The 21,228-nt window shown below is 68.0% G+C and carries 13 protein-coding genes and 2 pseudogenes; 5 read left to right on the forward strand and 10 right to left on the reverse strand.

Annotated elements, in window-relative coordinates; translation table 11 throughout:
* Positions 1-50 precede the first annotated feature (50 nt).
* Positions 51-410, forward strand: coding sequence for a hypothetical protein (locus ACZ4Z4_RS15735; RefSeq protein WP_468092432.1), 360 nt, complete (start codon positions 51-53; stop codon positions 408-410).
* A 7-nt stretch (positions 411-417) separates the two neighbouring features.
* Positions 418-852 carry a hypothetical protein gene (locus ACZ4Z4_RS15740; protein WP_468327183.1) on the forward strand — a complete coding sequence of 145 codons (435 nt, stop codon included), beginning with the start codon at positions 418-420 and terminating at the stop codon, positions 850-852.
* 40 nt (positions 853-892) lie between these two features.
* On the opposite strand, the gene ACZ4Z4_RS15745 is transcribed toward ACZ4Z4_RS15740, so the two are convergent.
* Positions 893-1,060, reverse strand: a complete 168-nt coding sequence (locus ACZ4Z4_RS15745) for a hypothetical protein (RefSeq protein WP_468327185.1) — start codon at positions 1,058-1,060, stop codon at positions 893-895.
* 443 nt (positions 1,061-1,503) lie between these two features.
* On the opposite strand from ACZ4Z4_RS15745, the pseudogene ACZ4Z4_RS15750 reads away from it, so the two are divergent.
* Positions 1,504-2,265 (forward strand): annotated as a pseudogene (locus ACZ4Z4_RS15750) (tyrosine-type recombinase/integrase); the annotation flags it as partial.
* 85 nt (positions 2,266-2,350) lie between these two features.
* Here the strand turns inward: ACZ4Z4_RS15750 and ACZ4Z4_RS15755 are convergent.
* Together ACZ4Z4_RS15755 and ACZ4Z4_RS15760 are read right to left on the reverse strand one after the other, a co-directional pair.
* Complete coding sequence (locus ACZ4Z4_RS15755) at positions 2,351-2,836, reverse strand: DUF4265 domain-containing protein (protein WP_468327187.1); 486 nt, start codon at positions 2,834-2,836, stop codon at positions 2,351-2,353.
* Between the two features lie 157 nt (positions 2,837-2,993).
* Positions 2,994-3,323, reverse strand: a complete 330-nt coding sequence (locus ACZ4Z4_RS15760) for an HNH endonuclease (protein ID WP_468327189.1) — start codon at positions 3,321-3,323, stop codon at positions 2,994-2,996.
* Between ACZ4Z4_RS15760 and ACZ4Z4_RS15765 the strand changes: the two are divergent.
* A pseudogene (locus ACZ4Z4_RS15765) lies at positions 3,289-4,330 on the forward strand (tyrosine-type recombinase/integrase); the annotation flags it as partial. The gene ACZ4Z4_RS15760 and the pseudogene ACZ4Z4_RS15765 sit on opposite strands and share 35 nt — an antisense overlap.
* Before the next feature lie 169 nt (positions 4,331-4,499).
* Here ACZ4Z4_RS15765 and ACZ4Z4_RS15770 read toward each other — a convergent pair.
* The 7 genes from ACZ4Z4_RS15770 to ACZ4Z4_RS15800 all read right to left on the reverse strand — a co-directional run bounded on the left by ACZ4Z4_RS15770 (position 4,500) and on the right by ACZ4Z4_RS15800 (position 20,090).
* Positions 4,500-4,970 (reverse strand): hypothetical protein, encoded by a 471-nt coding sequence (locus ACZ4Z4_RS15770; RefSeq protein ID WP_468327191.1) that lies wholly within the window; start codon positions 4,968-4,970, stop codon positions 4,500-4,502.
* A 23-nt stretch (positions 4,971-4,993) separates the two neighbouring features.
* Positions 4,994-11,893 carry a polymorphic toxin-type HINT domain-containing protein gene (locus tag ACZ4Z4_RS15775; RefSeq protein ID WP_468327193.1) on the reverse strand — a complete coding sequence of 2,300 codons (6,900 nt, stop codon included), beginning with the start codon at positions 11,891-11,893 and terminating at the stop codon, positions 4,994-4,996.
* A 96-nt stretch (positions 11,894-11,989) separates the two neighbouring features.
* Entirely contained in the window at positions 11,990-15,658 is a 3,669-nt protein-coding gene (locus tag ACZ4Z4_RS15780; protein WP_468327195.1) for a LamG-like jellyroll fold domain-containing protein, read from the reverse strand.
* Between the two features lie 89 nt (positions 15,659-15,747).
* Positions 15,748-17,253 carry a VCBS repeat-containing protein gene (locus tag ACZ4Z4_RS15785; RefSeq protein WP_468327197.1) on the reverse strand — a complete coding sequence of 502 codons (1,506 nt, stop codon included), beginning with the start codon at positions 17,251-17,253 and terminating at the stop codon, positions 15,748-15,750.
* 509 nt (positions 17,254-17,762) lie between these two features.
* Positions 17,763-18,269: a GNAT family N-acetyltransferase gene (locus tag ACZ4Z4_RS15790; RefSeq protein ID WP_468327199.1), complete on the reverse strand. Its 507-nt coding sequence runs from the start codon at positions 18,267-18,269 to the stop codon at positions 17,763-17,765.
* Between the two features lie 37 nt (positions 18,270-18,306).
* Positions 18,307-18,834: an RNA polymerase sigma factor gene (locus ACZ4Z4_RS15795; RefSeq protein ID WP_468327201.1), complete on the reverse strand. Its 528-nt coding sequence runs from the start codon at positions 18,832-18,834 to the stop codon at positions 18,307-18,309.
* A gap of 74 nt (positions 18,835-18,908) precedes the next feature.
* A complete protein-coding gene (locus ACZ4Z4_RS15800) occupies positions 18,909-20,090 on the reverse strand; it encodes a glycerophosphodiester phosphodiesterase (protein WP_468327203.1) in 1,182 nt (393 codons plus the stop codon).
* A gap of 436 nt (positions 20,091-20,526) precedes the next feature.
* Between ACZ4Z4_RS15800 and ACZ4Z4_RS15805 the strand changes: the two genes are divergently transcribed.
* Positions 20,527-21,147, forward strand: coding sequence for a lysophospholipid acyltransferase family protein (locus tag ACZ4Z4_RS15805; protein WP_223828252.1), 621 nt, complete (start codon positions 20,527-20,529; stop codon positions 21,145-21,147).
* The last annotated feature ends 81 nt before the right edge of the window (positions 21,148-21,228 follow it).

Genomic DNA, 21,228 nt, shown 5'->3' on the forward strand with positions numbered 1-21,228 from the left:
GCCGAGGGCCGGACGCGGCGGGCCGAAGGCCCCGTAATAAAGTCACGAGCATGCTTGTTGCCCTGACGATCGCGACCTCGGTGGCCGCGCTCGCCCTCGCCGCCTGGTGCGGTTTCGCCGCCTACCGCGACCAGCCGACCAAGGACTGGCACTTCATCGGCATGGGCGTGGTGACCCTGCTGGCCGCCGTCCAACTGGTCGCCGGCATCGTCCAGCTCGCCCGCGGCGAGCAGGCGGAGCAGGGCACGGTGATCTTCGTGGCGTACCTCATCGGTGCTTTCGCGTGCGTTCCCGCGGCGGGCTTCATGTCACTCGCCGAGCGCAGCCGCTGGGGCTCCCTGACGGTGGCCGCGGGCGGCGTGGTGCTCGCGGTGCTCGAAGTGCGGCTCTACGACATCTGGGGAGGCTGAGGTGACGGTGACCGAGAAAAGCGAGGCGCACGGTACCGGCGGGACCCGCCAGAAGCTGATCACCGGCCCGGGCATCCTGCTGGTGTGGCTGTACGGCGTGATGGTCGTCGGCGCCGTGTCCCGCTCGGCCGTACAGATCGCCACGGACTTCGACAAGGCCCCGCTCGCGTACTCGCTCTCCGCGCTCGCGGGCCTCGTCTACGGCTTCATCACGTACTCACTGGTACGCGGCGGCAGCACGGCCCGCACGGCGGCGCTGGTGTGCTGCGCCGCCGAGCTGGTCGGCGTGCTGGGCGTCGGCACCTGGACACTCGTCGAGCCGTCGGCCTTCCCCGACGCCACGGTGTGGTCGGACTTCGGGATGGGGTACCTCTTCATTCCGGTGATTCTGCCGGTCACGGCGATCTTCTGGCTGGCGAAGGCCCGGCGCGCGGAACACTGAGCCCTCCCCGGGCCGCTCGCCGGGGGCGCGACGCCGTGCATCAGCCCCCGGACGCCGCCTCCGTCACCTTGGCCAACTGGGCATCGACCAAGTCCATGTCTGGGCCTGTGAGTTCTTGGGGTGCCTCAAGGTTGGTGGCCTGGAAGGTGACGATGGTGGAGCCGCTGCGCACCACGGTGTAACGGGCGTTCGCGAGCTCACCGTGCACGCCACCTGCATCACATAGGCGACGGCGTCGTCGCCGAGGTCCTGGGCGGGCCACTCCTCGACCTTGTTGTACGCGCCCTCGACACTCTCGAAGCCACTGCCGCACTTGTCCACCGCGTCCGCAGCCCCGCCATCACCTTCTTAGCACCGGCCTCGTCATGCACGGCAAGCCCCACGATGAGCTCGGCGCCCTTGGGGTTGTTGTACGTGACCCCCTTCTCGACGACCGCGTAGGGATGGAAGGCCTTCGGCTTGGGACGGAGCTGTAGGACAACATGAGATCCAGCGGCCGGCACCGGACGGGCGCGGCACTGGAGTCGGATTTTCCGTAGACGGCGGCCAAGGCGTTGTTCTTGACGCGGATCTTGCGCTGCGGGCCGATATCTGCACCGGTGAGCTCCATGGCCTTCAGAGCCGCCACCCATCTCCCTTCCGCCCCTTGCCCGCAGCCTTGACACCGCCCGCGACCAGCCCTACTACTGCGCTGTCGGAAAGTGCTGCTCCCGGCAGCCCTCACCCCTGACCCTCGCCTACGTGCACTCCGTCCTCAAGTCCACTCTGGAACACGTTGTCCGCGAGGAGGAGATTCCGCGCAACGTCCGCACCCCCCCCCGCCCCGCCGCTTCGAACCCTTCACCGCCGACGAAGCCCGCCAGTCCCTTGCCACCGCTCACGGACACCGGCTGCATGCCCTGCTCGAACTCGCTCTTCACACCTCCGCAAGGGCGAACTTCTCGGCCTGCGCTGGGAAGACCTCGACCTCACCGGCGCAAGCACCAGCATCCGCCGCACCCTCCAACGCACCACCTCCAGCGAGCTGACCGCTCTCCCCACCAAGACAAGGAGCTCCGCACGCCACAGCGCCCTGCCCACGCCGTGCCAACGCTCCCTCGAACAACACCGCAGCCGGCAGTGCAAGGAACGCGGGGCAGCGGAGCCAGACTGGAAGGACAGCGGCTACGTAGTTACCCGCCCCGACGACACCCCGATCGAAGGGGGCCACTCTCACCCGGCACTTCAACACTGCTCCGCCAGGCCAGACTCCGCCGCATACGGGCCCACGATCTCCGAAAATCGGCGGCCACCCTCCTCCTGGAGCAAGGAGTGGAACTCGTATCCATTAAGGAGCTGTTGGGCCACGCCCACATCGGCGTCACCGCCACTGTCTACGCCCACGTCCGGCTCCGTCTCCAGCGCAACGCCATCGGTCCCCGTCCGCTGACGTTGCCGTCAAACACCACTACGGCCCCACCGGGCACATCCGGTGGGGCCGTAATAACTTCGCTTAAGTCTACGCCTCACCTGATGAGAACGAAACAGCGTCAGCCCATTCCCAAAAAGCCCGATCTTCAGCCTCCGCTTGTTCGAAAAGGCCGATCAGGCTTGCGCCGTCGACGTCGATCGGCACGTCAATTGCCGCATGCCTATCGCCGCTCCATTCGCTCATTAGGCCGAGCCGCGAAATCTCAGCAGCAAACTCTCTCGCCACGCTCGAAGAGTCCGCTGTTTCCAACAGGAAAACCCGCAATACTCTCCGCCCCGACTTCCGGACCAATCGGGAAACGGCGGTGCCATCCTCAGAAAGAGAAACGATGTCGCCGAGGGAAATACCATAAGCCCGGAAAGGGATGCAGCACAACTCAAGCGAACCATCGTCAAGCCTCTTAAGCCAAAGCTGTTCCACCTCCCCCTTCAAACCGAACGGCGAGAGATCAGCCCGTGCAATGTAGTCGCTGTCGCCCCGACGAACCGGACTCTCATGGACGATGAACTTCATGCGACGCTCCAGATCAAACCGGATGGAAGGTGGGACTACCGCCCCATGCAGTCTAGGCGGTCGGTGAGGCAACAACGACGCTCCCCACCAGTGAGGCGGCCCGCGACGGTTGAACTTCCTATCAGCCCGTCGGGAGCCGCCCCTCACTTACTCGCCCCTAGGGCGGTGTCATCCTCGAGGGCCACCAGGGCGGCGGCCAGGGGCCGGTGTAATTGGGCGGCGGATTCATCGGCGCCAATCGATCCCGCTTCGAGCTATTACAAAATGTACAAGCCGGCGTGGTGTTTGCATCAGTCAGGTCACCGCCGCCGGTCCTAGGCTCAACGTGGTCAATTGCCGTAGCCGTATTTGTACGGCAATACGAGCACAGCGGAGCGGTCGTCCCAGGGGCCGCATTCTTCCCGACATCGTAATCCTTGAGGAGACTCGACGGAATCCTCTTCCCGGCTCCAGTACTCGTCCACCACCTCCGCGAGAACACCCACACCCGCTACACCGCCTGTGTCAACCGACACCTCATCCCCGGCCTGGGCAAGAAGAAGCTCGCCAAGCTCACCGCCAAGGACGTCCGTACCTGGCTCAACCAGCTCCGCACCACCTGCCAGTGCTGCACGCGCGGCATCGACGCCCGGCGCGACCAGCCCCGCTGCTGCGCCGCCGGCCGGTGCTGCTCCAAGCTGCTCTCCCCGCTGACGCTCACCTATCTCCATTCCGTGCTCAAGTCCGCCTTGGAGCACGCCGTCCGTGAGGAAGAGATCCCGCGCAACGTCGCCCGTAACGTCCGCACCGGCACCCCACGCCCCCGACGCTTCGAACCCCTCACCTCCGAAGAAGCCCGGCAGTTTCTCACCGCCGCCCAGGACCACCGGCTGCACGCGCTGTTCGAACTCGCCCTCCACACCGGACTCCGCAAAGGCGAACTCCTCGGCCTGCACTGGGAAGACCTCGACCTCGACGCGGGCACCGCCGCCGTCCGCCGCACCCTTCAGCGAACCGCCGCAGGCGGGCTCACCACGCTGCCCACCAAGACGCGGGCCTCCGAGCGCCGCATCGCCCTTCCCACCCGCTGCGTCCAGTCGCTGAAGCTCCACCACGAGCAGCAGCAGCGCGAGCATGAGGCCGCGGGCACCACGTGGCGGCACGACGGGCACGTGTTCACCACTGCGCAGGGCCGACCGATCGACCCGACCAACCCCACCCGCGCCTTCATCACGCTCCTCCGCAAGGCCGGCCTCCGCCGCATCCGCTTCCACGACCTCCGCCACTCCACCGCCACCCTGCTGCTGGAACAGGGCGTCGAACTCGTCGTGATCAAGGAACTCCTCGGCCACGCCCACATCGGCGTCACCGCCACCGTCTACGCCCACGTCAAGCTCCGCCTCCAGTGGGAACGCCATCAACACCCTCAGCACCGCACTCGGCAGCCCGGAGAACACCAAGACGGCACGCTCCGACGGCAACGAACCGCCACCCTGCGCCTCCCTCGTCCACTGACGTTGCCGTCAACTACTGCCGTCACCAAGTGCCGAAGCCCCGCCAGGACGCACCTGACGGGGCTTCGGGTTTGCAGACCTACACCCGTCGTAGACCCGAATTTCAGCAGGTCGGAAATTCGGAGAACACGGGACTCGGCCCATTTTCACCAACGAAGGCCACTCGCCAATCAAGGCAGCATGCCGCCGTGGCTTTCAGTGAAACTGCGAGAAACTTCCCGGATTTCAGGGTCGCCACTCTCGGCAGCTTTGCCAATCACGGCACTCAGAGCTTCCCACGCTTCAACCTCGGCCAGTACGTCAGCCAGCCTGAGATAGTCTTCCACTTCACCGCTAGATAGGCACTTTAGCGCTACCCGCGCGAATTTCGATGGATCAATTTCTTTCCGAGCTGCCCGGATCGCCTCACGGACGGGCAGCGCCCACCCAGTCGACAAGGAAAGGTCAACCAGCAGATCGAGCAGCTTCGGAACGTCCTCAGGGAAGAGGTGGAGGAAATCCAGAGCGGCAGACCGATCCCACGCCGAACTGCTTGAAAGTGCCTTCGCCAGCAATTCCATGCGTGAGGGCAACTGGTTCACCTCGGCGCGACATCGAGCGACCTCTCGTTCGGCTGCCACCAAGGCACGCCATTCCTCCATTCCCAGGGTATCTCCTTCTGGACTCACAGTTTCTTTCCTATGTTCTGCCAGTTCATCCCTTGGATGAGCCCTACATACTCGTCGAACGACATGCGACGCGTTGGGTAGATGGTGTGGTGACCAAGTGCGCGCGGACCTCCGACCCCTCTACCGTCGGCGATAACACCCAACCCGTCAGGAAGTGGCCCCGTAGGGGTACGAACCTGCCCCTTCAGTCCGATACGGCTGGCGTTCTCCACCGAATCAAACGTCGAGAGCCCCTGCACATCCAGAGATTTCAGTTGCTCAGCAGTAGGCCCATTGACGAAGCCGTCCGCATCCACATCGATATCTTTCCCCGGGCGAACCCTCGGCCCACCCACCGTGTACAGAGGGCAGTTGCTGTTGTGAACGAGGACCGGCGTGGCCCCCGCCAGCACATAGTACGTATGCAGATCCGCAACCGTCAGGTTGTGCACCGTCGCCGGCTTGGTCCAGCGTTCGACCGATGTGATCTGGACGTACGTGCCCGAACTCGTCCGCAGCCACTGGCCCTGCCGCAGGTCCGTCGCGTCGATCCACTCGCCGAGTTCCGGGACCCAGAAGGGGTGGCCGTCCGTCGCCGTGACGGCGGACTTCTTTGTGCCCTCCTTGCCGTCTACGTCAATCGTGACCTTGACCAGGCGCTTGGCGCCCTTGCCCTTGATCTCCGCTGTGACGGTGCGGACCTTCGTCTTGCCTGTCTTCGGGTCCGTGGCGAGGACCTTGTCGCCGATGTCGACATCTCTGATCGACTTCGTACTGCCGTCCGCCATCAGGACTTTTGTACCGGGTGTGAAGCTGTTGCTGACGTCGCAGCTCTTCCGCGCCGCGTCCTCCAGCCGGTCCGCCTTCTTGTCGAGGCTGCGCCACCTGCCGTAACTGCTCTTGAGTTTGTCGAGCAGATTCCAGATCCTCTTGGCGAGTGCGGCGCCCTTCTTCCAGTTCCACAGGTATTTCTTGGCCAACTGGCCGATCTTCGCGCCGATCGCGCTTGTGACGACGTTCAGGATCGTGGCTCCGCAGGAGCCCAGACTGCCGGTGCTGAAGCAGTCGAGTGCGTCCGTGATGCCCAGCTCGTCCGACATGATCTGGCCGAGCTCCTTGGCCGCCGAGATCATGAAGCGCTTCTGGACGGTGGCGTGGGAGCGGGCGACCACAGCCTTGCGCTGGGCAGGTGTCGCGCCGATGTTGTAGTACTTCTTGTAGGCCGGAGTTGTCTTGGCCTCCCACCCACCATTGCTCTTCAGCCGGCACTGCACGCCGGTGTCCGCGCATTCGATGGGTGCCAGGCCCGTCGGATCGGAGAGCGTCACCGGGCTGTTGTTGGCGTACGCGTAACCGTTGATCTGTTGCGGGTCCGTGAAGTCGATCAGCGGGTCGGCGGAGATGAAGCGGCCGTTCTCCGGTTCGTACTCCCTCGCCCCGATGTGGGTCAGCCCCGTCGACGCGTCGGCCGGCTTGCCGAGGAAGCCCTTGTCGTCCACCCAGGGCTCGCCCACGGCGGTGCCTCGTTCGTTGCCGAACGGGTCCATCCGGCGCCGGGTGATCGCGCCCGACTGCGCGTCCACCGCGGCCAGCGACGTCCCGTGGTGGTCGCCCGCCAGGAACTGCACGCCCTTCGGAGTGCGCATCGCCACCGTCTGGCCGGCGAAGCTGTAGTAGCGGGTCGCCTCCACCGCGCGCGAGTCGGTTTTCAGGGTGAGTTCCATGCCCGGCAGGTACAGCGTCTGCTTGCCGGGTTCCTTGCGCAGCAGTCGTTCGCCGGCCGCGTCGTACAGGGCTGACGTGGCTTCCGTGTCCGGTCTGGACGAATTCGTCAGCTTGCCTTCGGCGTTCCAGGTCAAGTCCTGCGTCGTCCCGTTCAGCACTCGCTGCGTGGTGTTGCCCGCGGCGTCATAGGCGAAGGTGTCCTGGGACTTCACGGCCGGGCCGCTGCCACTGGCCGGCGTGTCCGTCACGACCTTGGTGAGGGTGTGCGGGCCGCCGTCCCCCTCCGCGTCCTTGCCGTACGCGTACGTCCGGGTCACGTCGGGTTTTCCGCCCACGCCGTGCAGGACCTGCCGGCTGCGATTGCCGGACGCGTCGTAGTCGAAGTCCTGCCAGTAGGCCCCCGGACCGCCGAGCGTGGACGCGCTCGGGTCACTCGCGCAGGCCTTGTTCTGCTTGCCGGTGCCCCTGGCCTCGTCGGAGGCGTTGGCTGTCGCCCAGGCGGACTTCAGCCGCCGCTGCCAGTCGTAGCGGAAGCACTGGACGTCCTCTTGGCCGCCCGCGGGGGTGTCGGCGACCGACGTGACGTTGCCGGCCGCGTCGTAGGTGTAGTCGGCGTCATACGTCGCCGCGTCGGCACCCGGGACATCCACGCTGGAGTTGGTCAGGCGGTCGGTGCCGCGCTCGCGCTCGTAGGTGAGCACGACCTTTTTGCCGCCCGAGCCGCCGATCGTGCCCAGCTCGAGCTGCTGGAGCTGGGAAGTCGAGGCGTAGGACGCCTGTCCGACATACGCGCCCTGCTGCTTTCCGTCGAGGTTCGACAGGAGCTGGATCGGGCGCTGCAACTCGTCGTAGGTGTACGTGAGGGTCTCGGGGCCGAGACCGCCGGCTGCCGGGAGCTGCTGGGACTGAACCGTGCCGTCCGCGTTGTACTCGGTGCTGTACTCGTAGGTGCCCTTCAGCTCCTCGGCCACATCGCCGCCGAGCACGACCTTGGTGAGTTGCGGCTGGTAGAAGTCATTGAGGTGGTCGTTGAACGTGGCCGTCTGCACCTTGCCGTTGTCGTAGCGGTGCGTGCTGTACGGCTGTCCCTTGGCGATGTGGTCGTAGGTGGTCGCCGTGAGCTGCGTACCCTTGTCCGGCTCGCCCTCCCACGTGGACGTCGGCCTGCCGAGGACGTCGTACTGCGTCGCCACCATTTTGTTGCGCGAGTCCGTCGTGGAGACGAGACGGTCCAAAGTGTCGTACGCGTACGAGGACTTGCCCGTGTCCGGGTCGGTGGCCGAGGTCTTGCGTCCCCGCTGGTCGTAGCCGTAGGACCAGGTGTTGCCCGCCGCGTCCTCGACGGTCTTGAGCTGCCCGGCCGGCGTGTAGCCGTACAGCGTGCTCTCGTAATCCGCCGACGTGCCGTCCGGCAGGGGCTTGTCGCCCTTGTAACGGCGGATCTCCGTCGTCCTGCCGCGGCCGTCGGTGATCGTCGTCGTGGGCGCCGTACCCGTCGGCGGGTCGACGTGGACGCGGTCGCCGCCGTACGAGTAGGTGGTGCGCCACTTCTCCTCGTCGGCCGCCTGCTGGATCTCGGCGGTCTTGCGTCCCGCGCCGTCGTACCGCGTGATGGTGTGGCCGTCCACCTCACCGGTCGGCTTGAAGACCATGTCGGTGGGCGGCTTGGTGCTGTAGTAGTCCGACGTCGTCTCCACCACGTTGCCGAGGCCGTCGTAATGCGTGTCGGCGAGGACGCTGCCGCCTTTCGGGCCTTCGGACTGCTGCTGCCGCGGCCTCAGCAGCCCGTCGTAGAGGGTGTACTCGACGCCGTAGGAGCTGTGCCCCTCGCTCTTCTCGGTCTTGACCACGGTCGGCGCGCTCTTGCGGACCAGGTAGGTGTACTTGATCGACGCGGGTTCGCTCTTCGACCGGTCGGCCAGCCAGACGGCGGTGACGCGGCCGAGTGCGTCACGGGCCGTCTCACTGCGCTTGCCGTTCATGTCGACCTGCGCGGCCGGGCTGCCCCACGAGCGGACGTACTCGGTGGAGACCTGCCAGCCCAGCGGGTTGGTCTCCGTCTGCTTGGTGGTGAGTCCGTCCGTCTCGGTGTACGCGAACGTGGTCTCCGTCCCCTTGGCGTCCTTGACCTTCAGCGGGCGCCCGAACCGGTCGAAGTCGGCCGCCGCGGACGTGGTGACCGTCTGGTAAGTGGCGTTGGTGCCGTCGTGCTTGGACAGCCGCTGCACCTTCGTCACGTCACCCTTGACCGGTGCCTCGCCGAGCCCCTTGCCGTCGTAGAACGTCAGGTCGTCGGAGATGACCTGTGTCTTGCGGTCCGGCTTCGTCTCGCAGGTGACGGCCACCTTCTCGACGCGAGAGACCAGCTCGTACATGTGCTTGCTCTCGCTGTCCGCGAACTCGGTGCGGACACATTGGTTGTCGGAGCCGTCCCCGACCCTGCCGTAGTCGTCGGTCTCGACGGGACGGCCGGTCTTGGAGTCGTAGCGGCTGGTGGCGGCGGTCTCCTGCCATTTGCCGCCGCCCAGGGCGGTGTACGTCCGTGTGGTCTCGGGGCGCACGTAGTACGCCTTGCTCGTGCCCCACTCCTTCACGCGGGTCGCCGTGGCTCGGGACCAGGTGGTGCTGACACTCTTGGAAACGACCTTGTCGGCGGTGTAGGCGCCGTTGTAGGTGATGGTTTCCAGTTCCTGGCCGGAGAGCTCGTCGGCGTCGGCATGCTTCGTGCCGGTCGAGTCCTCGACCTCTCCGCCCAGGCCGCGCAGGAAGACGTGTTCTGTCCGCTGGTCGGCGGCGCTGACGGTGCCGGCGGATTTGGTCACGCGGACCTTGCCGTAGCCACGCCAGTCGCTGTGCGTGCGGTACTCGTCCTTGGTGATGCCGTCGGGCTTGGCCTTCTTCCAGCCCGCGTCGCCCAGGTAGTCGTAGTCGCTGACTCTGTTGGGCGCGTCCGTCGTCACGTCGTCCTCGACCACACGGCCGACGAGGTACTTGTGGAACCAGTCAATGATGGGCTTCTCGGCGCCCGGTGGGCTCCATTTGACCGGGTAGCAGGCCGTCTTGGGGGAATCCTCCGACGGCAGATCGCTCGCCTTGCACTCCGCGGCACGGTAGACGACGTCCAGCCGGCCGCCCGTGCCGTTGTCGACGCCGGCGAGGCGGAAGCGGTTCATCGCCTGGATGGTGTCTCCGGGCTTGTCCACCCGGTTGGGCAGCTGGGTGCCGAGCAGTTCCACGGCGGGGGTGCTCACCGTGCCGGATCCGGCGTGCCCCGTCTGCTTGATGGTGTTGAGCCAGAGCGACTCGGAGCTGTCGCCGTTGTCCGTGAAGATGTGGCCGAGTGACCAGGAGTCGACGTCCGCGTAGCCGTCGCCGTACCGGATCTGTGTCGTGATCCCGCTCAGCTTCTTGCGGGTCCAGAACGTGGGGCTGTTCTGTCCCTTGCATTTGGTGCCCGACTTGCAGTTGAGGTCCCAGGGGACGTCGGGCCAGCGGCCCGCGGTCGAGTCCGTCAGATCGCCGGGCTCGCAGTCCGCTGCCGCGCCCTTGCACCGCTCGTCGGTGTCGAAGACCATGCGGGCGGCGGCCGGAGTGCTGTACACCTTGCCGGCCTGTTGCCCGTAGTCGATCCGCTTGAGGTAGCCGCCGCGCGTGTACGACTTGCCGTTCTCGTCGGTCTGTAGGTTCTGGGTGTAGTAGTTGGTCTCCTTGCCGTAGAAGTACGACATGGCGTTGCCGTGCGGGTCCACGACGTAGTCCAGGTTCCACCGCCAGGCCTGCTTGCAGTGGGAAGCGGCGAACGTCGCGGCGTGGCAGGGCTCGTCGGCGTCGTCGCCGTAGACCGGGACCGTCCACGTCGACCCGGTCTGTTCCTTGCCGGAGGTGTATCCGGGCAGGTTGTCCAGGCCGAAGTAGTACTCGGTTCCGTCGGTCGTGGTGACGCGCCAGTGCTCGCCGTCGTCGTCTCCGTTGCTCCCTCCGGTCAGCAGCTCGACCTTGCTGTTGTCATCGCCGCTGATCCGCCACTTCTTGGTCCCGTCGTCCTTGATCAGCTCGCCGGAACTGCCTCCGGCCAACTGGATGGTGGCGTTCTCGTAGGCCCAGCACTGGTCACCGTTGGTCTTTGCGTGTCCGTCGTCCGCACACGGCTTGTACCGTCGCTCGATGAAGCCGGGCTCGTAGCCGAAGCCCTGTCCGATCCAGGAGCCCTGGTTGTTGGTGGCGGCGGTCTGGCCGTCCACCGATTGCGAGTTGTAGGAGAGGCCGACCGAGGGCACCAGTCCGCCCGGGGCGGGCGGCGTGCGCAAGGGGTAGTTCCAGTTGAACGCGCCCGAGGAGTTGGAGACGCTCCATTCGGCGGACGGCGCGAGCGGAGTGGCGCCGAAGCTGCCCTGGTCGCCGGAGGCGCCGGCGGTCGCGGCGAGCACGGTGACGGGCCCGGCGGCCCGGTCGCCGCGGTTCCGCACCGGGACGTCGGCGCTCAGCGTCCGGGCGTCGGCGTCGTTGGTGGCGGGCAGCTCACGCGAGGTCGTGCAGCTCTTCTTGTCCGGGGTGCTCAGTGCGCACTCCGGGAGCTCCACGAGGCGCAGGCGGGAGCCGTACCCCGCGCCGTACGCCTCGGCGAACGCGGAGTAGTCAAGGGTCAGGCGGGCCGTACCGGCCTTCGGTGTCGTCTCCGTCCGGCTCTCGGTGCCGTCCGCCCCGGCACCCTTGCCCGCGTCGGCGAGCGTGAGCAGGACTCCGTCGACGCCTACCGCCCGCGTCTCCTCCCGTCCGGCGACGGCGACCTTCACCGCTTCAGGGGCCGTGGGGCCGTGCCGGGCGCGTTTACGTGGCGGGCCGACTTCGACGGGGAGGCCCTTGGCCCGGATCGCCCGCGTGCCCTTGCCGCCCAGCGACACGGTGTCGGTCGTCGCCTTGGGCCAGGTGACGTCGGCCGGTCCCTTCGCCCTCGCCTTCTCCGCCGGGTTGGCACGGCTCTTGCCGGCCTTCAGCTCGGTGCCGGGCACGGGTGCGCCGAGATCCTGCTGGACGCCCGGGCGGGTACGGCCCTTGTCGTCGGCCGTTGCCTGCGGGACGTACTGCGGCAGGAGCCCCACGGCGAGCGAGACACCCAGCGTGATTACGACCTGGTGGCGCAGGCGGGAGCGGGCGGACCAAGAAGGCAGGCGGAACCAGTGCAACGTAGACACGTGTCGTCTCCGGGAAACTGAGAAGGGGGGGGTTTCGGAGGTACGGAGCGGGATGGGCGACCCGTGTGGCTGTCGGCCCACCCCGCCTCCCGGCGGCTAGGTCACCGTGCCGTCCAGATTCACGCCGGACTTGAGGTTCGCGACGGTGGCCACGAGCGGCTCGTCGAGCGCGCCGTCGAAGACGCGTACCTCGTCGACGGCTCCGGAGAAGTACTGCGACCCGGAGGTCAGGCCCGCGCGCCCCACCTGGAGGCCCGCCGTGGAGAAGTCCCAGTCGTTGGACCACCGCACGACCTGGCCCGTCCACTCACCGTTGACGTACAGGCGGACTTCTTCGAACAGGGCGTTGTACGACAGGGCGAGGTGGTCGCCGCGCCCCTCGCTGCTGGGCTGGACGGCACCGGCCTCGGCCTCTGTGACCGTCGCGTCGGAGGCGTCCTTCTCGGTCAGCCTGAGCTTCCAGTGCTTGCTGTCCTTGTCGAACCGGACACTGGCCACGGACCCCTTGGTGCCGGGGAGCGAGAACACCGCCTGGGTCGCCGTGGCATCCGGTGACCCGAGCCTGGCCCGTGCCGTGACCGTGAAGCTGGCCTTGGCCTTCAACAGTCCGGGCGCGCGGCTCGCATATCCGTCCTTGCCGTTCAGGGCGAGGTGGCCGTCACCCCATACCGGCTCCTCGGCCGGCTTGCAGTTCGGGTCGAGCACATCGCAGGTGTCCTCCGCCTGGTGGACGGACGCACCACCGCGCAGTGTCATTCCCGCGCCGTCCGTGCGGTCCGGTACGGTCCCGCCGTCGGACTCGTCCATGTCCCAGTAGGCACGCTGGTACGGCGGGATGCCGCCGAGGCTCTGCGTCTCGGACGCGGTCAGGACACGGTCGAAGACCTGGATGTCCGCCACGGTCCCCTTGAGGTTCGCCGTGTATCCGGCGGGTTCCAGTGCCCGCCCGATTTGCAGGGAGCCGGTGGCGTTCCACGTCGTCGAGCGTTCCTGGATGTCGCCGTGCACGAGCATGCCGTTGACGTACATCCGCATCGTGCCCGAGCTGCCGGCCTCGCCCTCGTCCTTGTCGTAGACCCCGACCAGATGCGTCCATTCGCCGGGCACCGCCTTCGGCCCCTGCACCTCCCAGGAGACCGTCGAATCGATCTCGCTGTCGGGCGCCATGAAGGACCAGCGCCGGGAGGTGGCGTCGTACCCGAGTGAGAAGCCCGACTGCGCCGACCCGTCCTGGCTGAGCACGCTCATCGACGTCCTCGGCAGTTCGGGGAGCAGCACCCAGCCCGCGACCGAGAAGGTCTGGTCCGTGTCGACCGCGTGCTGACCGGTGTCGAGGTAGGCGCCGCTGGTGCCGTTCAGTGTCGCTGCCGTGCGCACCGAGCCGTGCGGGCCGTCGTCGCCGAAGGTCACGCCGGAGCCCGCGGTCGCCGCCTGGGTTCCGTCACCTCCCGCCGCCTGCCGGCTGCCCAGGGGGTCGGCCAGCGCCCAGGACGCCTTCGCGGAGCGTCCCTTGGCGACCCGGAAGCGGTAGGACTTGGTGATCTCGCGGTTGTTGCCCGCCCGGTCCTCCGCCTCGACATACAGCGTCACGGGGCGCTCCCGTAGCGGCATCCACCGCACGAGGGCCGGCCTGCCCGGAGCACTCGGTGCCACGGTCCGCTCCGCCTCGCCCGTGAACTGGTAGCGGTACTTGACCACGTCGGTGCCCTCGGAGTGCAGCTCGAAGGTGCCGTACTCACCGACGCCCGCGTGCCACTTCTCGTCGTTGGGGTACTTCTCGGACTTCACCTCCGGCGCGTCGGGCTTCGTCGAGTCGAGGATGAACTCGCAGCGCGTGCCGCTTCCTTCATGACTCCACGGGCCCCAGGACTCGTCCGATCCCCCGATGTCGTCGCCGCCGCGCACCCACCAGCCGATCACGGTGTTCTGCGGCAGCGTGAAGGACGCCGTGCCATCACCCCGGATGTCCTCGCCCACCTTGTAGGTGAACTCCTCGAATCCGCTGTCACGGCTCCGGTCGGTGTTCGACTGCTGGTAGCCGGTCGTGACGACGTACTTCTTCTCGCGGCCGTCCTTGTCCGTCCAGAAGATCTCGAACTGCGCCCGGAGCTTCTCCGTGTTGCCCTTCACGTCGCCGTGGTCCGGGTCCCACACGATCGCGGAGAGCGTCGGCGCCTTCTTCGTGTAGTGCTTGGTGGCTTCTCCGTAGGCACACTTGCCGCCGGGGTCCATGGACAGTTCGTCCAGTTTCGGCTGGTAGGGCGGCCTGTTGTACGTCACTTCCAGGGCCGCGTTGTTGCAGAACCGCTTCCATGACACGTACGAGTCCTCGGTGGCGGCCTGGAGCCCGAACGTGGTGGTGTCCCAGCCGCTGGATGCGGCCTTCTGCACCGTGCCCTTCACGTTGAAGCGCACGTTCTGGTTGGTCGTCGAGCAGGATCCGGTCGGGTTGGTCGGTGACTCGGACGCGATGTGATCCTTGCTCGACGGGCGATTGGACCAGTTCGTACGAGAGTTGATGGCGCTGCCGCCGGAGCTGTTGACGCGGTGCAGCTGCACCGAGCGCGCTTCGCTGTTGTACGTGTGGACCAGCGTGATCGCGAATTCGGCCTTGAGGATCCTCTTGCCCTCGAAAGTCCCCGTCGGCAGCGCGTAGTACTGGCGTTGCACGTCGTCGCTGCCGGTGCAGCGCACGGAGTAGTTCGCGGGGCAGCGTCCGACGCCCTTGCCGGACTCGATGCCGTCGTCGGAGTTGGGGAACTTCCAGCCTTCGAGGCTCGGCTTCGCGGACGACACCCAGGTCCACGAGGTGCGGCTCTTCGTCCTCGCGACCGGATCGATGATCACCGGGTAGCGGGTGGTCTTCGCTCTGAGCAGGCTCAGGTCGGGTTTCAGAATCATGGTGTCGCGCCGCAGGTCGAGGGAGACGTCCGCGACCCGGGCGCCGTCGCCGGGCGCGGCCTGCGCCACCGCCGATGCGCGCTTGTGCCGCACCCCGGCGGTACTGTCGCCGCTGGAGTCCCACATGACGGGCTGGGGGGCCTCGAAGACCGTGCCGCCCGTACCCGCGTCCTTCGCGACGAGCCCGCCACCGGCCGTCTCGTGCACGTCGAGGCCGCGGGAGGCGATGGGCAGCTCGATACCGGAAAGTTTCGGGTCGGCGGCCGCCTTCGCGGACTTGACGACCAGCAGGTGCGCGAACCCCTCCGGCTCGGCGCGCACCACCAGGTCGACGTCCGGCAGGACCGCGCGGTACGTGGCCGTGGCGCCCTCGACCTCGGGCTCGGGGAGCCGGGAGGGCCAGGACAGGGAGAGCGTCTTGCCGTCGCGCGCCATCGTGGCGAACGGTCCGGCACCGCCGCCGGACAGCGTCACAGCGGTGGGCGTCGCCTTGGGGGCGAAGCCGCCGTTCGGCTGCTTGACCAGAGTCGTGTCGATGTCGGTCCAGCGGTCACCCTTCCGGGTACGGACCGGGTGCGCGTACTCCTTGGCGGTGAAGGTGCCGTCCGGGTTCGCGAAGGTCTGGCCGCGTTCGGTGCGCCGGCCGAGGACTTCGACCCGTTTCCCCGATGCGCCCGCACGCCGGGCGGCCGCGTCGCTCGTCGGCTCGGTGTCCGACGCGGTACTTCCGGCGGCGGGCGCCCGTTCGGACGGCACCGCGGTCGCCTCGGGCACTCCGGTGGCTCCGGCCGCCAGCACGGAAGTGATCAGCCCCACCGTGACGGCCGCTCTGCGCGCACGCCACACTGCCCCGCTCTTCCCCATGTCCCCTGGTCCCCCTGCGTCGAGAGCTGCCTGCACTGCGGTCGGTGTGCGGGCAGGCGTGCCGTGGCGGACGCGCCGCCCGACGGTGCCTATCGAATGTCCGAGCCGAATGCCTTGCCCTCGTCCGGGATGCCGTCGGCGCCCGGCTTCACCGTGCGCACCGACCCGGTGCCATCGTCGATGTGCTTCCAGGACATCGCGTACACCAGGCCCTTCCGGTCGGCCGGCGTCTTGCTGTAGGGCACTCCGACGTACAGGTCCTTGTACGTGGCCCACAGCCCGAGCCCCGTGAAGTCACGCGCCTCGGCCGTACCCGGCAGGCCATGGCCCCGCGTGAGGACCTTGGCTCTCCCCGACGGGCCGAGGGGCGCGACGACGTGCACGGCGCCCGCGTTCTCCATGCCCTGCGCCTCCTGGTTGGGGACACTGACGGCCAGCCTGATCGTCTCGGCGGTGCCGATGGCGCCCGGGTCGGTGTTGGCCAGGGCGACCCGCTGGCCGAAGAAGTCCGCCGCCGTCGGCCGCTCGTCGCCGCCGGACGCCAGCCGGTCGATGAAGGCCACTTCGGTGAGCGCCCCGGACGGTTTGATCCGCAGGACCGTGACCGCCCCGGCGTCCGCGACCGTGCCCACGTTCTCGTTGGGTGTACCGACGGCCAGCAGCGCGTCCGTTTCGGACTCCGCGCCCGAGGGCCGGTAGGGGACCATCGACAGCGCCGTGCCGAAACGGTCGTCCTTGGCGGACGCACCCGAGGCCAGAGCCGGGTGGTTCTCGTCCACCCCGTCCAGGGATGTCGGACGCCCGTCCTCGATGGTGTGGTTGAACAGCGTCACCGCCCCGGCGAACGATTCGTCGCCGATCGCCTCACCGGGCGCGCCGACCGCGATGAAGCGGCTCGTGGCGGCGAGGGAACGTCCGAACCGGTCGTTGGCCTCCGACACCCCCGGCACGTCCGGGTCGTCCTGGTTGACCGTGGTCTCGGTCGTGCCCTGGACGTAGTGGACGCATCCGGCGTCCGAGACATCGCCGATGGCCTCGCCCGGCACGCCGATGGCCAGGTACGGCTTGCCCCCCGACTTGGCGCCGGCGGCCAGGGCATAGCCGAACAGGTCTCCGGCTTCGGTGACGGTGCTCCCGTCGAGACCGGCCTGGGTGTAGCTCCTGATCGTGGAGCCCGCGCCCAACCCCGCCGGTCGGCCGTGGATGACGTAGACCGCTCCGGCGTCCGCCTGGGCCCCGTCGGTCGTGGTGACGTCCTCGTAGGGGGCGCCGACGACGAGGTCGTCGCAGCCGTCCTGGTCGGCGTCGTACGTGGCGATCGAGGCGCCGAACTTGTCGCCCGTCTCGGGATCGGCGGCCATGCCGCTCAAGGACTGGGAGATCTCGGTGACGCCCTTGCCCCCGCCGAGCACGACTCGGACGAGGCCCGCGTTCACCTTGCCCGCGACCGTGGCCTCCGGGTCGGCGACGGCCATGTCGCGGATGCCGTCGCCGTTGAAGTCCGAGCCCACGCCGGCGGTGCACGAGACGGCGGCCGCGGGCGACGCCCCGAACGAGAGCGATGTCGTGGCCGCCACGACAAGGGCTGCGGCCACCCCCCACCCGGTCACCCGCGCACACCCGCATACGCCCCGGAACAACTCCACAGTCCCCACCCCAGATTCACGGAACATCGTCACAGGACGTTCACAGCGGGGCGAGTTAATGCTCCGCCCAGTCGGGCCGTCAACGTGATGCAGACCACACGCATCTGACGTCACGCCACAAGTGGTGACTCACCGTGTTCCGTCACGGCGACTCCCGGCCATTCGTGTGACGCCCGCGATACAGGAGTCGAAAGTGCCGCGCGATGGGGGTGTGGGCCTTCCACTGGGTGGCTCGGCGCTGCATGAATCAGCCATGCCGTACGCCAGGGGAACTGGAGGCCATTACGGAACGCGAGAAAAACGCACGGGAAAATGGGCGGGTCCGTTGGGGGAAATGTCCTCGCGGCACTACGCCGAAATCGCTTCGACCCTCCGCGCACATGCCGCCGGCCGACACGAACGCCCTTCGATCGAGGGTGTTCGCGTCGGCCGGCAGATGTCGTGGGCAAGCGGCCCCGCTAGGCGCTCGTCACGTACGCGCGCGTGTCGGAGTCCTTGGCGAGGGTCACGACGGTGAGTCGGTCGTTGATCCGTTGGGTGTCGACGAGGGCGTACCCGTGCTTGCGGTAGAGCTGGAGGTTCTGTTCGCTGCGGTGGCCCGTGAAGAGTTGGAAGGACTTGGCCGTGGAGCCGAGGTGGCGCTCGATCGCGTCGAGGAGGCGGCCGCCCAGGCCGTGGCGCTGCATCCTCGGGTGGACGATGAGCTTGCCGATCCGCGCCGTGCCTTCGGCGTCGACCGTGCCGCGCACGGAGGCCACCACCTCGTCGCCGAGCCGGGCCACCAGGACGGTGCCCTCGGCCAGTTCCGCCCTGAGGGAGTCGAGGGTCTGGGTCAGTGGTTCGATCGAGTAGTCGCCGTAGAGCTCGGCCTCGCTCTGGTAGCAGAGGTACTGCAGTTTGAGGATCTGTTCGGCGGCGTCCTGGTCGTCGGCCGCCGCCGCCGAGATGGTCACGCTCATGCCCATGTGTGCATGCCTCCCGCTCACCTGCTCCACCGGTTGTCTAACGCTCCATTCCCCACGAGGTTGGAGCCGCAACCTCCGCCGCCAGCATTCTGCGCAGGCATCCCAGGCAACGGGAACGTTCCGGCCCCAGACTCCCCTGTGACATTCCCAACTCTCCTGCGATTTCTCGGTAGGTGAGGTCTTCGGGGGACAGCAGTGCGGCCATGAGACGGGGGCAGCGGCCGGGCAGTCTGCGCACCGCGGCGTGCAGGGTGCGGTCCCGGTCGGCGGACAGGGCGCGCTCCTCGGGGCCGCGCTCGGTGTCGTCCGCGGGTTCGGTGACGTATGCCGCTTCCCGGCGGCTCGTGCGCCGGGTGCGGCGCGCCTCGGCCCGGACGGCGCCGCGCAGCCACAGCGCCGGGTCGGCGGGCAGGCCTTCGGAATCCATCCGCTCCAGCAGGCGGAGCCAGACGGCCTGTTCGAGGTCGCCGGGGTCGGTGTCCGAGCCCAGCGCCTCCGCGGACGCCTCGGCGGCGAGCAGGGGGCGCAGGGTGGGGATGAGCGCGGGGATGAGGTCGTACGTCATGCAGGGCGGGACGCGGCCGCTCCGGTGCCGGGTTTCCGGAGCGGCCGTCTCTCACCCCAACCGGGGCCGGGACCTCACCGGTTGACGAAGTCTGCGGCCGCGAGCAGGGCGGTGTCCGGGTTGTCGGAGAAGATGCCGTCTATGCCCGTCTCGAAGTAGGCCTTGAAGGCGCCGAAGGCGTCCCCGTAGGCGGCCGGGTCGGTGCCCTTCCTGAAGTTCGCGGGCAGGAAGGTGTTCTCGTTGCGCATCGTGTACGGGTGGAGGATCAGGCCCGCCGCGTGCGCGTCCTCGACCAGGGTGGTCGGCGTGCCGAGGCTGCCGTCGGCCTTGCGCGGGATGATCAGGTCCAGGGTCGGGCCGATGCCCTGGGCGAAGCCCGACATCCACCGCAGGCCGTCGGGCTTGATCAGGTCGGCGACGGTGCGCGGGTCGTTCGCCTCGACGAAGTCCCAGGGGCGGGAGGCCGCACTCGACAGGAGCACGACGCGCGGCGCCGAGACCAGCTTGGCCAGGCGCTGGATGCTGCTGGGCTCGAAGGACTGGAGGAAGGTCGGCGAGTTCTTCGTGTGGCGGCCGTAGCGGCGCAGGAGCTTGGCGAGCGGCTCTTCGAGGCCGAGGCCGAGCTTGCGGAAGTACGTGGGGTGCTTGGTCTCGATGTGCAGCCAGACCGGCTTCCCCCGCTTGCGGCCCTCCTTCTCGGCCCAGCGGAAGACCTCTTCGAGGGTGGGGACGGCCCAGCGGCCGTCGTAGAGGGTGTTGCGCTGGCGGGTGCCGGGGATGCGCTCCTTGGCGCGCAGCGTCTTCAGCTCGGCGAGCGTGAAGTCCTCGGTGAACCAGCCGGTGAGCGAGGTGCCGTCCACGGACTTGGTCGTCCTGCGGGACGCGAACTCGGGGTGCGCGGCGACATCCGTCGTCCCCGTGATGTCGTTCTCGTGACGGCATACGAGATGCCCGTCCTTGGTGGGCACGACGTCCTGCTCGATGACGTGCGCGCCCATGTCGAGGGCGAGCTGGTACGAGCCGAGCGTGTGTTCCGGCCGATATCCGCTCGCTCCCCGGTGGGCCACGACCGTCGGCACCGGCAGCGACTTGTATCCGCCATGTCTGCCGTGGCCGCCGCCGTGCCGCTCGTCGGCTCTCGCCACGCCGGGCAGTCCCACCGCGGCGGTGCCCGCACCGAGGATCGCCGCCCCCAGTACCGCTCGACGCCCCCGGTTGGTCCCCGGCTGCTGCTGACCCGACTCCTGCGTCGCCATTGGCGCTCCTCCCGATGTACCCCTGCCTTGCACCTGACAAAGCGGGACTGATCGTAGGTGGCCGCAAGTGACCTGTGGGAGACCCCTGAAGGAACGGCGGGGTGACGCGGCGTGGCGAGTGGGCGCACCATGGGGGTCGGTGGTGCGTGCCGCGCGACCGCCACGCAGAGCCAACGGTGTGCGTGACAAGAACCACTGATTCGGGCCACAGCGCTCCCGCGGGGATACGGTCGTCCCACAGGCGACGGCCCTGGGGGGCACCGCACGGATTCAGGTCAACTCTGCGTATCGGGTCCATGAACCCGATGTGCAAAGGGCGGTGGCCCGCGAGTACCGTACTCACCTGCACTTACTCGTCGTCGACCCGTTGACACCGGAGGGCCCGTTGTCCCGTCTAGCGCTCATCAAGGCAGTGCTCGGACCGTTCTTGCGCCTGATGTTCCGCCCACGGGTAGAAGGTGCCGAGAACATCCCGGGGACCGGTCCCGTCATCCTGGCCGGAAACCACCTCACGTTCATCGACTCGATGATCCTGCCGCTGGTGACCAACCGGCCGGTGTTCTTCATCGGCAAGGACGAGTACGTCACCGGCAAGGGCCTCAAGGGCCGCCTCATGGCGTGGTTCTTCACGGGCGTCGGCATGATCCCGGTCGACCGGGACGGCGGGCGCGGCGGTGTCGCGGCGCTGATGACCGGGCGCCGCATCCTCGACGACGGCAAGGTCTTCGGCATCTACCCCGAGGGGACGCGGTCGCCCGACGGGCGGCTGTACCGGGGCCGTACGGGCATCGCTCGGCTGACGCTGATGACGGGGGCGCCGGTCGTGCCGTTCGCGATGATCGGCACGGACAAGCTCCAGCCCGGCGGCAAGGGGCTGCCGCGGCCCGGCAAGGTGACGGTGCGCTTCGGCGAGGCGATGGAGTTCTCCCGGTACGACGGGATGGACCGCGACCGCTATGTGCTGCGGGCGGTGACGGACTCCGTGATGACGGAGGTCATGTTGCTGTCGGGGCAGGAGTATGTGGATATGTATGCGACTAAGGCGAAGGCGGCGTAGCCCTGCGGGGCTTGAGCGGATACCGGTGCGCCCGCGCCGGTGCCGAGGGTCTTTCCCCGGCGCCGGGGCGGGCGTTCTGCA

Source organism: Streptomyces sp. NPDC030245 (assembly GCF_055572995.1).

Bases quoted from the DNA above. Each gene is read 5' to 3' on its own strand.
- ACZ4Z4_RS15735 (WP_468092432.1), top strand. From the start codon at position 51: ATGCTTGTTGCCCTGACGATCGCGACCTCGGTGGCCGCGCTCGCCCTC.
- ACZ4Z4_RS15755 (WP_468327187.1), bottom strand. From the start codon at position 2,836: ATGAAGTTCATCGTCCATGAGAGTCCGGTTCGTCGGGGCGACAGCGAC.
- ACZ4Z4_RS15770 (WP_468327191.1), bottom strand. From the start codon at position 4,970: ATGGAGGAATGGCGTGCCTTGGTGGCAGCCGAACGAGAGGTCGCTCGA.
- ACZ4Z4_RS15780 (WP_468327195.1), bottom strand. From the start codon at position 15,658: ATGGGGAAGAGCGGGGCAGTGTGGCGTGCGCGCAGAGCGGCCGTCACG.
- ACZ4Z4_RS15790 (WP_468327199.1), bottom strand. From the start codon at position 18,269: ATGGGCATGAGCGTGACCATCTCGGCGGCGGCGGCCGACGACCAGGAC.
- ACZ4Z4_RS15795 (WP_468327201.1), bottom strand. From the start codon at position 18,834: ATGACGTACGACCTCATCCCCGCGCTCATCCCCACCCTGCGCCCCCTG.
- ACZ4Z4_RS15800 (WP_468327203.1), bottom strand. From the start codon at position 20,090: ATGGCGACGCAGGAGTCGGGTCAGCAGCAGCCGGGGACCAACCGGGGG.
- ACZ4Z4_RS15805 (WP_223828252.1), top strand. From the start codon at position 20,527: ATGTTCCGCCCACGGGTAGAAGGTGCCGAGAACATCCCGGGGACCGGT.